Source organism: Rothia nasimurium (genome assembly GCF_928382285.1).
GTDB lineage: Bacteria > Actinomycetota > Actinomycetes > Actinomycetales > Micrococcaceae > Rothia > Rothia nasimurium_E.
Map to the genome: position 1 here is coordinate 164,052 of NZ_CAKMSS010000002.1, position 14,078 is coordinate 178,129.

11 protein-coding genes and 1 tRNA gene are annotated in these 14,078 nt (G+C 61.0%); 2 read left to right on the forward strand and 10 right to left on the reverse strand.

All coding sequences use genetic code 11. The annotated features are described in order from the left end of the window. Window position 1: 1 nt before the first annotated feature. The 7 genes from prfA to L6758_RS03685 form a co-directional block, all read right to left on the reverse strand. Window positions 2-1,084 carry a peptide chain release factor 1 gene (gene prfA, locus L6758_RS03655; RefSeq protein WP_237204532.1) on the reverse strand — a complete coding sequence of 361 codons (1,083 nt, stop codon included), beginning with the start codon at window positions 1,082-1,084 and terminating at the stop codon, window positions 2-4. Window positions 1,085-1,099: 15 nt separating this feature from the next. After that, a complete protein-coding gene (rho, locus tag L6758_RS03660) occupies window positions 1,100-3,184 on the reverse strand; it encodes a transcription termination factor Rho (RefSeq protein ID WP_237204533.1) in 2,085 nt (694 codons plus the stop codon). Window positions 3,185-3,504: 320 nt separating this feature from the next. Further along, window positions 3,505-4,521 (reverse strand): homoserine kinase, encoded by a 1,017-nt coding sequence (gene thrB / locus L6758_RS03665; RefSeq protein ID WP_237204534.1) that lies wholly within the window; start codon window positions 4,519-4,521, stop codon window positions 3,505-3,507. 12 nt (window positions 4,522-4,533) lie between these two features. Next, window positions 4,534-5,820 carry a homoserine dehydrogenase gene (locus L6758_RS03670; protein WP_272878557.1) on the reverse strand — a complete coding sequence of 429 codons (1,287 nt, stop codon included), beginning with the start codon at window positions 5,818-5,820 and terminating at the stop codon, window positions 4,534-4,536. Window positions 5,821-6,002: 182 nt separating this feature from the next. After that, window positions 6,003-7,487, reverse strand: coding sequence for a diaminopimelate decarboxylase (gene lysA / locus L6758_RS03675; RefSeq protein WP_237204535.1), 1,485 nt, complete (start codon window positions 7,485-7,487; stop codon window positions 6,003-6,005). Then, window positions 7,488-9,149 carry an arginine--tRNA ligase gene (gene argS / locus L6758_RS03680; protein WP_237204536.1) on the reverse strand — a complete coding sequence of 554 codons (1,662 nt, stop codon included), beginning with the start codon at window positions 9,147-9,149 and terminating at the stop codon, window positions 7,488-7,490. It abuts the gene before it with no gap. Between the two features lie 10 nt (window positions 9,150-9,159). After that, window positions 9,160-10,074 (reverse strand): alpha/beta hydrolase, encoded by a 915-nt coding sequence (locus tag L6758_RS03685; protein ID WP_237204537.1) that lies wholly within the window; start codon window positions 10,072-10,074, stop codon window positions 9,160-9,162. Between the two features lie 121 nt (window positions 10,075-10,195). Between L6758_RS03685 and L6758_RS03690 the strand changes: the two genes are divergently transcribed. Next, window positions 10,196-10,268, forward strand: a tRNA-Arg gene (locus tag L6758_RS03690). 229 nt (window positions 10,269-10,497) lie between these two features. Here L6758_RS03690 and L6758_RS11050 read toward each other — a convergent pair. Beyond that, window positions 10,498-11,487 carry a GNAT family N-acetyltransferase gene (locus L6758_RS11050; protein ID WP_336603548.1) on the reverse strand — a complete coding sequence of 330 codons (990 nt, stop codon included), beginning with the start codon at window positions 11,485-11,487 and terminating at the stop codon, window positions 10,498-10,500. A gap of 4 nt (window positions 11,488-11,491) precedes the next feature. Then, window positions 11,492-11,887: a hypothetical protein gene (locus tag L6758_RS03705; RefSeq protein WP_237204538.1), complete on the reverse strand. Its 396-nt coding sequence runs from the start codon at window positions 11,885-11,887 to the stop codon at window positions 11,492-11,494. A gap of 119 nt (window positions 11,888-12,006) precedes the next feature. On the opposite strand from L6758_RS03705, the gene deoD reads away from it, so the two are divergent. Next, window positions 12,007-12,729 carry a purine-nucleoside phosphorylase gene (deoD, locus tag L6758_RS03710; RefSeq protein ID WP_237185850.1) on the forward strand — a complete coding sequence of 241 codons (723 nt, stop codon included), beginning with the start codon at window positions 12,007-12,009 and terminating at the stop codon, window positions 12,727-12,729. 68 nt (window positions 12,730-12,797) lie between these two features. Here the strand turns inward: deoD and L6758_RS03715 are convergent, their stop codons facing one another. Continuing rightward, complete coding sequence (locus tag L6758_RS03715; RefSeq protein WP_237194347.1) at window positions 12,798-14,009, reverse strand: ATP-binding protein; 1,212 nt, start codon at window positions 14,007-14,009, stop codon at window positions 12,798-12,800. Window positions 14,010-14,078 lie beyond the last annotated feature (69 nt).

Genomic DNA, 14,078 nt, shown 5'->3' on the forward strand with positions numbered 1-14,078 from the left:
CTTATTTGTCTTCCTGACCGAGCTTCTCAAGGCGGGCAGCCTCGTCCATCTCGATAGCGGACTGCACAACAGCCTCAAGGTCGCCGTTGAGCACAGCGTCCAGGTTGTAGGCCTTGTAGCCGGTGCGGTGGTCGGCAATACGGTTTTCGGGGAAGTTGTAGGTGCGGATACGCTCTGAACGGTCCATGGTGCGCACCTGGGAGTGGCGCTTCTCGGCATTCTCGGCGTCAATCTGCTCCTGCTGCCAGGCAAGCAGGCGGGCACGGAGCACGCGCATAGCAGCTTCACGGTTCTGAATCTGTGACTTCTCATTCTGCATAGCAACCACGATGCCGGTGGGCAGGTGGGTAATACGCACAGCAGAGTCGGTGGTGTTCACCGACTGACCGCCGGGGCCAGAAGAACGGTAGACGTCAATCTTCAGGTCGTTCTGGTTGATCTCGATTTCCTCGGGCTCATCGACCTCGGGGAAGACCAGCACACCGGCCGCTGAGGTGTGGATACGGCCCTGGGACTCGGTCGCCGGAACACGCTGCACGCGGTGCACGCCACCCTCGTACTTGAGGTGGGCCCAGACGCCCTCAGCGGGGTCATTCGAGGTGCCCTTGATAGCTACCTGGGCGTCCTTGTAGCCGCCCACGTCGGTGGTCTGGGAGGAAATCATTTCGGTCTTCCAGCCCTTAGACTCGGCGTAGCGGGTGTACATGCGCAGCAGGTCAGCGGCAAAGAGGGAAGCCTCGTCGCCGCCTTCGCCACCCTTGACTTCGAGAATGACGTTGCGGCCGTCGTCCGGATCACGGGGAATCAGCAGACGGCGCAGCTTCTCTTCAGCCTCGGGCAGCTGGGCTTCAAGCTCCTTGACCTCGTCAGCAAAGTCGGGGTCTTCGGCAGCCATCTCGCGGGCAGCTTCGATGTCGTCGCGCAGGGTGTTGATGCGGTTGTAGGCTTCAACGATGCCGTTGAGCTCTGAGTAGCGGCGGCCCAGCTTACGGGCCTTGCCCTGGTCAGCGTGGACGGCGGGGTCAGCCAGCTGCTTCTGGAGGTCTGCGTGCTCGTCGAGCAGACCCTGGATAGATTCAATCACGGTGATGTCCTTTCCTTATTCGCCGTGGCCCAGGCCGCTCTTAGCAACGGTGAGCAGGAATTCGACGTTGGACTGGGTCTCGCGTAGCTTGGAGAGCAGAACAGACAGGGACTGTTCCTGGTCCATGCCGGCCAGCACGCGGCGCAGGCGCCACATGATCTTGACCTCGTCGGGTGAGAGCAGGGCCTCTTCGCGGCGGGTTGAGGACGCGTTGAGGTCGATGGCGGGGAAGATACGCTTGTCTGCCAGCTGGCGGGAAAGGCGCAGTTCCATGTTGCCGGTGCCCTTGAATTCTTCGAAGATAACCTCGTCCATCTTGGAGCCGGTCTCAACCAGAGCGGTAGCCAGGATGGTCAGTGAACCGCCCTCTTCAATGTTGCGGGCAGCACCGAAGAACTTCTTGGGCGGGTAGAGGGCAGCTGCATCTACACCACCGGAGAGGATGCGGCCTGAGGCGGGCGCTGCCAGGTTGTAGGCACGGCCCAGGCGGGTCATGGAGTCCAGCAGGACGACGACGTCGCGGCCCTGCTCCACCAGACGCTTGGCACGCTCGATGGCGAGCTCGGCAACGGTGGTGTGGTCATCTGCCGGGCGGTCAAAGGTTGAGGCGATGACCTCACCGTTGACGGTGCGCTGCATATCGGTGACTTCTTCGGGGCGCTCGTCCACCAGAACCATCATGAGGTGAACCTCGGGGTTATTGGTAGTAATCGCGTTAGCAATAGACTGCAGCATCAGGGTCTTACCGGCCTTGGGAGGCGCCACAATCAGACCACGCTGACCCTTGCCGATGGGGGCAATCAGGTCGATAACGCGGGTGCCGAGCTTCTTGGGGTCGGTCTCCAGGCGCAGGCGCTCCTTGGGGTAGAGCGGGGTGAGCTTGTTAAACTCGCGACGGCCCTTGGACTCTTCGGGAGTCAGACCGTTGATGGAGGTTAGCTGTACCAGGGCATTGAACTTCTGGCGGTTGTTGTTATCGCCTTCGCGGGGCGCGCGGATGGTACCGACCACAGCATCGCCCTTGCGCAGGCCGTAACGCTTGACCTGGGCCAGGGAAACGTAAACGTCGTTGGTGCCGGGCAGGTAGCCGGAGGTACGCACGAAAGCGTAGTTATCGAGGACGTCGAGCACACCGGCGACGGGAATCAGTACGTCGTCTTCGCTGATCTCGGGCTCGTAGTCGTCGCGGCGGTTGTTACGGCGTTCGCGGCGCTCTGCCTGACGGTCGCGGCGGTTCTTGCGGTTGTTACGGCGGTCTTCGTCGGGGCCGTTGTTGTTCTGGCGGTCGTTCTTGCCGCCGCGGTCGCGGTTCTCGCGATCCTGCTTATCGCCGCGGTCCTGACGGTTATCGCGGTCGTTGCGGTCACGACGGTTCTTGCGCTCAAAACGCTCGTTCTTCTCGCCGTTCTCAGCGGTAGTGTCGTTCTGCTCGGCAGAATCAACGTTCTCACCCTCGTTCTTGCGGCGACGGTCGGTACGGGTGCGCTTGGCACCCTCTTCGCCCTCGTTCTGCTCGTTGCGGGCAGCCTTCTGGGACTCCAGGCCGTCAAGGGCAGCTTCAACCGCCTCAAGGGCAGAGGTATCGGGCTTGGTTTCATTCTGGGCCTCAGCAGCTACGGTTGAGCTGGTGGCGCGACGGTTACCGCGACGCTTGGTAGCGGGCTTCTCAGAAGTAGCTTCAGCAGGTGCGTCAGCGGCTTCGGCGGCGTCCTGCCCCTTGGGCTGCTCTGCTTCGGCAGCCTTTTCAGCTGCGGTCTTGCGGGTGCGGGTGCGCTTAGGCTTCTCTGCCTCAGGCTGAGCCTCGGCGGGAGCTTCTGCTTCGGCAGCCTTCTCGGCTGCGGTCTTGCGGGTACGGGTGCGCTTAGGCTTCTCTGCCTGATCTGCGGTTTCAGCAGGACGGTCGGCTACAGCTGAGCCACGCTGGTGGGCTGAAATAGCCTCAACCAGGTCTGATTTACGCATGCGGCGGGCGCCGGTAATACCTAGCTGGGAAGCCAGGGACTGGAGCTGAGCGAGTTTGAGGGTGCTCAGACTGGGGGACTTCTGCTCAGCCGCTGCTGCGGCCTCCGTACCTGCGGTCAGGTCGGTGTTTTCTGCCACGAAGATTCCTTCTCTCGAAATGTCGTTGATTTCGCGGGTTGTTCTGGCGCAACAGATGCGCCATGCCCAGAGCGGGCGAGTGATAGTTTCAGGGGTCAGGTGACGCTGTCGCTGGGAAAGCGAGAGTATCAGGTGACCCGGGTTCGGGTACCCGGCTGCACCAAACGGTAGCTGACGGGATACCCGGCAAGGGAACGCCCCCACTAGTTCAGTGAAAGACGTAAATGAACGGTTGAACCTGCTGAGGCTTCTACAGACCTGGCAAACCGTGGGATGAGGCCAACACAGGCGAGCCCGGGCACAAATAGTGCTGGAGCGCGCTAGGCGGTTTCCTCATAAGTAAGCATAACACCTTTAGTGTCGATATCGATATCGAGCACCCGCCAGCTTACAGCCCGACTCTCGTGCTGATTAGGCTCGCTCTCGGTGGCGAAGGCCTCAATGGCTTCGCGAACTCGGGCGCGCTCGTCCGCCCCGTTGGCCAGGGCCATGACGGTGGGGCCTGCCCCCGAGATCACCGCGGCAAAACCCTTGCCGCGCAGGTACTTAACCAGGGCCGCTGAGGGCTTCATGGCAACGGCGCGGTAGGACTGGTGCAGCAGGTCGCTGGTTGCGGGCAGTAGGTAGTCGGGGTAGGACGCCAGTGCCTGGGTCAGCAGGGCCGCACGGCCGGAGTTGGCGGCGGCTTCCCGGTGGGGAACAGTCTCGGGAATGAGGCCGCGGGCTACCTTGGTCGGCACCTCGTAGTCAGGAATTGCGATGACCGGCAGTACGTTCTCGTGGGCCGGTACGGGCAGGGAGTGCCAGCCCGAGTCGTCCCCGTAGGAAATCACAACGTGGCCGTAGAGGGAGGGGGCCACATTGTCGGGGTGGCCTTCCATGCCCGAACAAATCTGTAGTACGGCCTCGTCATCAAGCTGGAGCTCGGCGGGGAGCAGGCCGTTCGCTGCGGTCACGCCGGCCACGATGGCCGAAGCGGAGGAGCCCATGCCGCGAGAGTGCGGAATACGGTTGTGGGCCTGAATATGCAGGGAGGGCAGTTCGAAGAGCCCGATGGCCTTCCAGGCAGCCATCATGGCCTTGACGACCAGGTGGCTGGCATCCCGAGGCACCTCATCTGCACCTTCACCGGTCAGATCAAAAGTCAGCTCCCCTACCCCCGGCACACGGGTAACCACCAGGTCATCGTAGTGGGCCAAAGCCAGCCCCAGGGAGTCGTAGCCGGGGCCCAGGTTAGCTGATGAGGCCGGGACCTTGACGGTCACGCGCGCGCCAACGGGGATTACATCGGGCTGGACGAAGGGCTCGTCTGAGCCGTCGATCATGGGAAGTGACATAAGAATCGGTGTTTAGCCTTCTACACGGATAACGGAGGTGATGTCGCGGACGGTATCGAGGGCGTCCACCACGGCCATGGTCTTGCGCAGGTTAGCGTCGGTGGCCCGGTGGGTGACGATACGGATGGAGGCGCTGGTGCCATCGCCGGTACCCTTAGCCTGGCGCATGGTCTCAATTGAGACACCGTGCTCGGCAAAGATACGGGCAATGTTGGCCAGAACACCCAGCTTGTCTTCCACGACGATGCCCACAGAGTAGCGGGAGACAACGTCGTTCATGGGGGTTGCCACCAGGTTAGCGTGGGAGGACTCGGGGATGCCGGGGCCACCGAGCACCAGGCGGCGAGAGAGGGAAACGAAGTCACCCAGTACCGCGGAGGCAGTGGGAGCGCCACCTGCGCCGGGGCCGTAGAACATAAGCTCACCGGCGTTTTCAGCCTGCACGAAGACAGCGTTGAAAGCACCGTGGACGGACGCCAGCGGGTGGGTGCGGGGCACCAGGGTGGGGTTCACGCGGATGTTGACGCCCTCGCCGTCCTTTTCGCAGACCGCCAGGAGCTTGATGACGTAGCCGTCGGCAGCGGCTGCCGCCACGTCGTCGGCGGTGATGGAGGTAATGCCCTCGCAGTGAACGTCGTCGATGGTGAAGTCAGAGTGGAAGGCCAGGGAGGCAACGATTGCGGCCTTCGAGGCGGCGTCGTGACCCTCGATATCGGCAGTGGGGTCAGCTTCGGCGTAGCCCAGGCGCTGGGCCTCGGCCAGGGCGTCGGTGAACTGGGCGCCGGTGGTGTCCATCTGGTCCAGGATGTAGTTGGTGGTGCCGTTCATGATACCCAGCACGCGGGTGATCTGGTCACCGGCCAGAGAGTCGCGCAGGGGGCGCAGGATGGGGATAGCACCGGCAACCGCAGCCTCGTAGGAGAGCTGTGCCCCGCTCTTAGCTGCGGCAGCAGCCAGTTCTACACCGTGCTTAGCCAGCAGGGCCTTGTTACCCGATACCACCGACTTGCCGGCGGTCAGGGCGCGCAGGATGCGGGTTCGGGCAGGCTCGATACCGCCGGTCAGTTCAATCACCACATCGGCGGCGTCAATCAGTGCCTCAGCATCGGTGGTGTAGAGCTCGGGTGCAGCCTCATAGTGGCGCTTGGCTGAGGTATCGCGCACGGCAATACCGATGAGCTCAACCGGCGCACCAATGCGGTCTTGCAGGGAGTCGGCGTCTTCGGTGAGCATGCGAGCTACCTGTGAGCCGACGTTACCGGCGCCCAGTAGCGCTACTTTGATGGTGGTGTTGCCCAAGAGCGTCTCCTGACGTAGATGGGAAATAGGTTCAGGGGTACGCTCACCATGCTAGCGGGTAAGACAGCGTAACCCAGAGTATGAACTTTATTTTCTCACGGAGTGGTTGATGGCAGGACGCCGCCCCACCACTCCCTGCCCGCAGGCAGGGAGGCTGGCAGGCGGCGTCCTGATGAAGAACCCTAGACTAGACCCAGGTCTCGGGCCAGCATGTCCTCTTCGGTTTCGCGGCGGATAATAGCGCGCGGTTCCTTTCCCTCCGCTGTAGCGATGACCGGCGGGCGGGTCAGGTAGTTGTAGTTCGAGGCCATAACGTGGTTGTAGGCGCCGGTGGCCGGAACAGCCAGGATGTCGCCCGCTGCCAGGTCGGCAGGTAGGTAACAGTAGCGAATCACGATATCGCCGGATTCGCAGTGCTTACCCACCACGCGGGAGAGAATCTGTTCCCCTGCCGGGGCACGGTTAGCCAGGGTTACGGCGTAGTCGGACTCATAAAGCACCGGGCGGGGGTTATCGCTCATACCGCCGTCGACCGAGACGTAGCGCCGCACGCGGGTGTCCCCGTTCTCGTCCTCAATCGCCACATCCTTGATGGTACCGACCGTGTAAAGGGTAATACCCGAAGGGCCCGAGATGGAGCGGCCCGGCTCAAAGGAGAGGTGGGGAATGGCCATGCCCACATTGGCACAGGTCTTAGAGACCATGTCGGCCAGCTCGGTGGCGATATCGGCTGAACCGCGCGGGGTGTCCTGCTCGGTGTAGCCGATACCGTAGCCGCCGCCCAGGTCAATCTCGGGCAGCACCACGCCAAAACGCTCGTTGAGCTGCTGCATGTAGGTCAGCACCTTCTCAGCGGCCTTACCGAAGCCCTCGGCCTCAAAAATCTGGGAGCCGATATGGCAGTGCAAACCGCGCAGGTCAATGTGCTCACTGGCCAGGGCCAGAGCGGCAGCCACGGTAGCGTAGGCATCATCTGCGGCAATTCCCAGCTCGGTCAGCTCTTCAAGCGACAGACCTGCCAGCGGCGCGGTACCCGCTGCCAGAGACTGACCAAACTTCTGATCCTCGTGGGCGGTAGCAATGAAATCGTGGGTCGAGGCATGGACGCCGGGGGTCACGCGGAGCATGACCGGGGCGGTGACGCCCAGCTCGGCTGCCACCTGCGCAATCAGCTGCACCTCGGGCACCGAGTCGGCCACCAGGCGTCCTACCCCGTAGCGCAGGGCACGGGCAATCTCGCCCGCCGACTTGTTGTTACCGTGCAGGGCGATTTTCGCACCGGGCACCCCGGCGCGCATAGCGATAGCCAGCTCACCGCCGCTGGCGGTATCGAGGCACAGGCCCTCTTCCTCAGCCCACTTGGCCACGGCGGTCGCCAGGAAGGACTTACCGGCGTAGTAGACCGAGACCTCAGCCCCGTGCTTCTCAAAAGCCGTCTCGAAGGCGGAACGGAATTCAGAGGCGCGGGCGCGGAAGGTAGTCTCAGAAAAGACGTACTCGGGGGTGCCAAAGTCGGCAACCAGGCGGCTGACGGGGGTGCCGTCCACCTCAAGTTCGCCGCTTGCAGAGCGGGTGAAGGAGGACATCCAGATGACCGGGTCGAGGTCGGCCGGGGCGGACGGGTAGGTCAGCCAGTCGGGCTTGAACAGTGCGGCTTCTGCGCCCATTTACATCTTCTCCGGTGCGCTCACGCCCAGCAGGCCCAGGCCGTTGGCCAGAACCTGACGGGTTGCGTTGTTGAGGAGCAGGCGGGTGCGGTGCAGGTCGGTGACCTCTTCGTCGCCCTTGGGGGCAACATGGGAGACCCCGTACCAGCGGTGGTAGGCACCGGCCAGGGTTTCCAGGTAGCGGGCCACGCGGTGGGGCTCGCGGAAATCAGCGGCCTCCTTGACGGCACCGGCGAACTGGCCCAGGGCAGCCAGCAGGGCTGAGTCTGCCTCTGAGTTCAGCAGGGAGGTATCGACGGAGTCGGTGGTGACGCCGGCAGCCTCAGCGTTGCGGGCAATAGCGCAGGTGCGGGCGTGGGCGTACTGCACGTAGAAAACCGGGTTCTCGTTGGACTGCTTAGTCAGCAAATCCAGGTCGATATCGATGTTGGAGTCAACCGAGTAGCGGGTCAGGGAGTAACGGGCTGCATCCACACCCACGATTTCAACCAGGTCTTCCAGGGTCACGACGGTACCGGCGCGTTTAGACATACGCACGGGCTTACCGTCCTTGACCAGGTTAACCATCTGGCCGATCATGACCTCAACCATGTTGGGGTCATCACCCAGGGCAGCGGCAGCGGCCTTGAGACGGGCTACATAGCCGTGGTGGTCAGCACCCAGCATGTAGATCGCCAGGTCAGCGGGGTTCTCGGCGCGCTTGGTCTTGTCTTGGAAGTAGGCGATATCACCGGCGATGTAGGCGGCGTTGCCATCAGACTTGATGACCACGCGGTCCTTGTCGTCGCCGAAGTCGGTGGACTTGAGCCACCAGGCGCCGTCCTTGAAGTAGAGGTTCTCGGATTCCTTGAGCTTCTCAAGCAGCTCGTCTACCTTGCCGTTTTCAAAGAGGGAGTTCTCGTGGAAGTAGACGTCAAAATCGACGTGGAAGTCGTGCAGGGAAGCCTTGATGTCCTCGAACATGAATTCAACACCGGTAGCGCGGAAAACTTCCTGGGGGTCTTCAGACTCAAGGGCGTCGGGGCGAACCTCAAGCACCCGGTTGGCGATATCGGTGATGTACTCGCCACCGTAGCCGTCTTCGGGAGCCTCCTCGCCCTTGGCACGGGCCAGCAGGGAGCGAGCAAAGCGGTCAATCTGGTTGCCGTGGTCGTTGAAGTAGTACTCACGCACGACCTTAGCACCCTGGGAGATGAAGATACGGGCCAGAGAGTCGCCCACAGCAGCCCAACGGGTACCGCCCAGGTGGATGGGACCGGTGGGGTTAGCGGAGACGAACTCCAGGTTGATGGTCTGACCAGCCAGGGTTTCGTTGGTACCAAAAGCTGAGCCCTGCTCAACGATGGTCTTGGCCAGCTCACCTGCCGCGGCGGCGTCCAGGGTGATGTTGAGGAAGCCGGGGCCAGCGATATCTACGCTTGCCACGCCGGTAATCTCGGTGATTCGGGCAGCCAGGATCTGGGCTACCTCGCGGGGGTTCTTCCCCACCTTCTTAGAAATCTGCAGGGCGATGTTGGTGGCCCAGTCGCCGTGGTCGCGGTTCTTGGGGCGCTCTACGCGCACAGCGGGGGCGGTTTCGCCGTCGGTCAGGGTCAGTTCGCCGGCTTCGAACGCTGCGGTCAGCGCGCCGTCAATTGCACTTGAGAGTTCTTCGGGAGTCATAGGGTCAAGTCTACAGGGTGAGCTGTAGACCTACCCAGCGAATGATATGTTCCCAGGTGCTCTCGCTGGCATAGATGGCTGGGTCTGAGTGCTCTGCTCCCCCGATGAGGGTCAGTTCGGTGGGTATTCCGGCGGCTGAGAGGGCGCGGTGGGCCTCGACGGACTGGTTGGGCGGGACGCAGGTGTCTGCGGTGCCGTGGATGTAGTAGACCGGGGCGTGGGTACGTTCGCCGGTTCTCTGGGCTTCTTGTACGTAGTCGATGGGGTGGGCTTTGGCCCAGTTGATCTCTGCTGGGCTACCTGCCGGGGCGGGGTAGGTGGAGCCGAGTAGCCGCCATTCGGCGCCGTCGTCCTCGGGGTGGTCGTAGGGGAAGCCCCAGGCCACGCGGTCGTCGAAGATGGTGCGCAGGTCGCTGACCCCGTAGATTGAGACGGCACAGAGGACGGACGAATCCGACTCACCTGCGATGGTGCGGGCAGCGAGCGCGCTGGCTGAGAGGCCTTCGAGGTAGGGCTCGTTCAGGTGGCCTGTGGCGGCGGCCAGTTGGACCAGGTGCCCGCCCGCTGACCCACCTGCGAGGACGATACGGTTGGGGTCGATTCCGAAGTCTTCGGCCCTGGTTTTGAAGTAGCGGATGGCTGTTTTGAGGTCGTTGATTTGGGCGGGGAAGAGGGCCTCGTGGCTGAGCCGGTAGTTGATGGAGGCTGTGGCGTAGCCGGCGTGGGCGAAGCGTTCGCGGACGCGGTGTAGACCGTTATCAGCTAGCAGGAAGGAGGATTTATCGCCGAATCGCCAGGCTCCGCCGTGGACGTAGATGAGTAGGGGCACGGGGTGGTGTTCACCGGTGGGTGCGCTGGGCGGGTAGAAGTCAAAGGTCTGGGAGGGGTGGTTGGTTCCCGCGTAGTTGCCGGTGAATGTGGTCATTGATTCAGCCCTTCGGTGCGCTGGTCTTTGTTCCTACTGTAATCCGTTTGTGTTGTGGGGCGGGGTTTCTGATAGAGTAATCAGGTCTGAGTTTCACTATCTATTGTGAAGGTTCAGTGTTGCCCTCGTAGCTCAGTGGATAGAGCACCAGTTTCCGGAGCTGGGTGTCGAAGGTTCGAATCCTTTCGAGGGCACAAAAAGAGAAGGTATGCCAGAATGCGCGAAGCGCTGGCATACCTTCTCTTTTTGTGCCCGGCGTGAAGAAAGGCCCCAGTGGGGCCTTTTAGCCGGCTAAAACAAGCGGAGCCAGAATGCGCGAAGCGCTGGCAGGTCTTTTCTATTTGTGCCCGGCGTCCGCCTTCTTCCCCGCATTTGTTCTGTTTTACCCGCAACTAGTTGCGGGGTTTTCAGACTAAGTGCGGGTTAGTTTGGGGCAACGAGTTCCACTTCAAACCCCTGCTTGTTTTCAAGGTAAAGGGCGTAGTGGTCGGGGCCGCCTGCATGCGGATATCGGTCTGTGAAGAGTTCACTCCAGCCGTGGCTGGTAGCCTCGCTACGGAGCTTATCGAGCAAGGCCGGGGACGGCACTGTGAAGGCCAGGTGGTTGAGACCGGCGTGGGTGCGGTTATGGGGGCCGGTGGTATCGGGGGATTCTTCGAGGACGAGGTAGGAGCCATCATGGGCCTGCCAGGAGATTCCGCCGGGCCACTTCTGGTAGGGCGTCCACCCTAGTTGCTGGGTGAGCCAAACCCAGGATGGTAGGGCTGTTGCCAGGGATTCGGTCCAGAGTTCAACGTGATGGAAGCCGGGGCGGGAAACTGCCTCCTGGCGGCTCAGGCTGGCCGGGGTGCGTCCGTCCTTGCGGAGCCTAGCGGCTATCACCGCGTCGTAGGTCTGCCCGGCGTAGAGGAATTTCTCCCGCTCAATTCCTTCAATCTGGAACCCGGCTGCGGCAGCAACGGCTCCGCTAGCGGGGTTGTTGGCGCGGTAGCCCAGCTCTAGGCGGCGGAGGCGGGGTGAGGGCAAGGACGCTAGTAGGCCGGTATTGAGGGTAGGTTGGTTTGGTGCGGGGTTGGGCTCGCCCAGGGCCCAGGCGCACACCGCCGTGAGAGCCGCTTTTGTGTAGCCCCGCCCGCGATAAGGGTCGGATATCCAGTAGTAGACCCAGGCCCTATCCCAGGCTCCGGTATCACTGCGGGCCGTAAAGTTCAGCCCGATGAGCCCTGCGGGCCGCCCTTTGTCACTGAGGCAGAAAATAGCCCGGTTTTCAGCCGGTAGGTAGCTGGTTTCGATGAGGTTCCGGGCGTCTTCTTCGCTGGCGAGGGCTGGCATCTGCCGCTCCAGGCCTGATGATGTGCGGTGAATCGAGTAAAGGTCAGGGGCGTCAGTGAGTGCCCAGTAGCGTAGCTCCATGTGCCTAGTTTAGGTCAGGGTCGGGCCGACGGAAGGCAACCCAGATTGCTACTATCACGCCGATAACCAGGGCAAAAATGATAGAAAAGATAGCATCGAAGATAAAGTCCTGCGGGTCGATACGGGGTAGGCCTATTCCTAGCCCGAACACCGCGCCCAGCAGGAAGGCCCCGGAGGGGCGAGCCGTAAACTGTCGACGGTAGATTAGGTGAAGGTCGGGACCGGGGAAGCGCAGGGCAGCTAGGCTGATGAAAGTCAGGGCAACTGCCCCAATCGTCATACCGATAAGATAGGGCGTCAGTTCTTGCTCTGGGAGCGCGAAGGCCCGCAACAGACCGATGACGCCGCTGATTGAGGCACCAAAAGCAGCGACCAGGGTGAGGTAGAGTGCTTTCTTCATTGAATACTCCTTTCGGCATTCCTTCCCAGCCTACCAAATTACTAAGCAGGGTTGCTTATATGAAGCCGGGTAGACTAGGGGCGAAAACCCCACCCTTTCGCACCAGAAATGAGAGTGACATGGCAGAAGCCGTCAATACCCCGCACATTGCTCCGAACGGCGCTGAAATTGCCGAAACCATCCTGCTGCCCGGCGACCCGCTGCGCGCCAAGTTCATTGCCGATACCTACCTTGAGAACGTCGTGCAGTTCAACACCGTACGCAACATGTTCGGCTTCACCGGCGACTACAAGGGCCAGCGCATTTCGGTTATGGGCACCGGTATGGGCATCCCTTCGGCCAGCCTCTACGCCCACGAACTCATTCACACCTTTGGCGTGAAGAACCTGATCCGTATCGGCACCTGCGGTGGCATGGCTGAGGGCCTTGACCTTTTCGATCTGGTTGTGGCCTCAGCAGCTTCGACCGATTCTAACTTCATGCACCACTACAAGCTCCCCGGCACCTTTGCCCCCACCGCGTCCTGGCCCCTGCTGTCGGCTGTGGCCAAGGAGGCCGAGGCCCAGGGCAAGACCCTCAACGTGGGTAACGTGCTGTCTTCTGACGTTTTCTACCGCTCTGATTTCTCCGACGCCTCTAAGTGGGCTGAGATGGGTGTGCTGGCTGTTGAGATGGAAACCGCCGGTATCTACGCTGTGGCTGCCGCCGCCGGTGTGCAGGCCCTCTCTGTTTTCACCGTCTCAGACCACCTCTTCAAGGGTGTTGAGACTACCGCCGAGCAGCGTCAGACCGCTTTCACCGACATGATGGAGCTCGTCCTGCCCGTCGCGGCCAGCCTCTAAATTTTCTGTCAGGACGCCCACGCCCCGCTCCCCTGCCCCAGGGCAGGAGGGCGGGGCGTCCTCGTCCTCTACTCTTCGTTCTCAAGCAAAAAGTCCACCAGGTTCTTATGGACAATACCGTTCCGGCTGAAATCAATGGAATCTAGGGTCAGCACAAACTTTGGGTGGTTATCAGGCACCGCCTCAAGAGCACCAAACTCCCGCTCCCGGGTCTTCTCCTCAGCCATCACGTAGGAGACCTGGTAATACTCAACCGCGCCAAACCGCTCCGCCACAAAATCAATTTCGAGGTCACCAACGCGCCCAACGGTCACCGTATACCCTCGTGACACCAGCTCCCGGTACACAATGTTTTCTAACACCAGCTCAATATCAGTGGTATTTGAAAAACCCAGGGCTTCCCGCAAGCCATGGTCGGCTACATAGTACTTCTCCTGCACTTTCAGGATTTCTTTACCGCGGACGTCCTGGCGCGGCACCCGGGCCAGCAAGAAAGCATCAACACAGAAACCCAGATAGTTCACCACGGTATCTACACTGACCGAGCGGTGCTCACTTTTCAGATACTTCACAAGTGAGTTTGCCGAAAAAGGACGCCCAATATTTGCGATTGCATACCTCAGAATCCGGTTGAAAATATCAACGTCGCGAATCTGGTGGTGTTCAATAACATCCCTGAGCACGGCGGTATCGTACACGCTACTGAGGTATCTCAAGGACTCGTCACGGTCAAAATTGAAGTATTTCAGCATGGGGAACCCACCGAAAGACAGGTAGAGGTTGAAGAGCTCCTGCTGGCTCTTACCGCTCTCCCCGTGAAGCTGAGCAAACTCTGCGAAGCTAAAGGGCTGAATATTAAAAGCTACGTAACGCCCAGCCAGGTGCGTCGCCAGATCACCAGACAGCATTTGAGAGTTTGAGCCAGTGATATAGATATCGCAGTTATAGTCCACCCGAAGCGCATTGACGGCCTTCTCCCAGTTCTGTACCTGCTGGATTTCATCGAAGAAAAAATAGATTCGCTGGGTGGAATCAGGCGCCTGACGCACCACATAGTCAAGCAGCTGGTCTGCTGTGCCTATGCTCTGGCCCAGGATCGATTCGAAGTTTATGGTGAGTACAGTAGCACCAGGGTGAAGCTGGCGTATATGGTCAGCCAGCAGATTCATGATGGTAGTTTTGCCGCAGCGACGCACCCCGGTCAGCACCTTAATCACAGGAACATCAATCTGCTTCTTGAGCGGCCGAGTGTACCGCGGTCGGTCTAAGGTCTTTTCCACAGGTTCCTCCGTCTATAGTCGATAAAGCACACCTTTTCATCAAGTTTATCGACTATAGTCGATAAACTT

Bases quoted from the DNA above. Each gene is read 5' to 3' on its own strand.
- thrB (WP_237204534.1), bottom strand. From the start codon at position 4,521: ATGTCACTTCCCATGATCGACGGCTCAGACGAGCCCTTCGTCCAGCCC.
- lysA (WP_237204535.1), bottom strand. From the start codon at position 7,487: ATGGGCGCAGAAGCCGCACTGTTCAAGCCCGACTGGCTGACCTACCCG.
- argS (WP_237204536.1), bottom strand. From the start codon at position 9,149: ATGACTCCCGAAGAACTCTCAAGTGCAATTGACGGCGCGCTGACCGCA.
- L6758_RS03685 (WP_237204537.1), bottom strand. From the start codon at position 10,074: ATGACCACATTCACCGGCAACTACGCGGGAACCAACCACCCCTCCCAG.
- L6758_RS11050 (WP_336603548.1), bottom strand. From the start codon at position 11,487: ATGGAGCTACGCTACTGGGCACTCACTGACGCCCCTGACCTTTACTCG.
- L6758_RS03705 (WP_237204538.1), bottom strand. From the start codon at position 11,887: ATGAAGAAAGCACTCTACCTCACCCTGGTCGCTGCTTTTGGTGCCTCA.
- deoD (WP_237185850.1), top strand. From the start codon at position 12,007: ATGGCAGAAGCCGTCAATACCCCGCACATTGCTCCGAACGGCGCTGAA.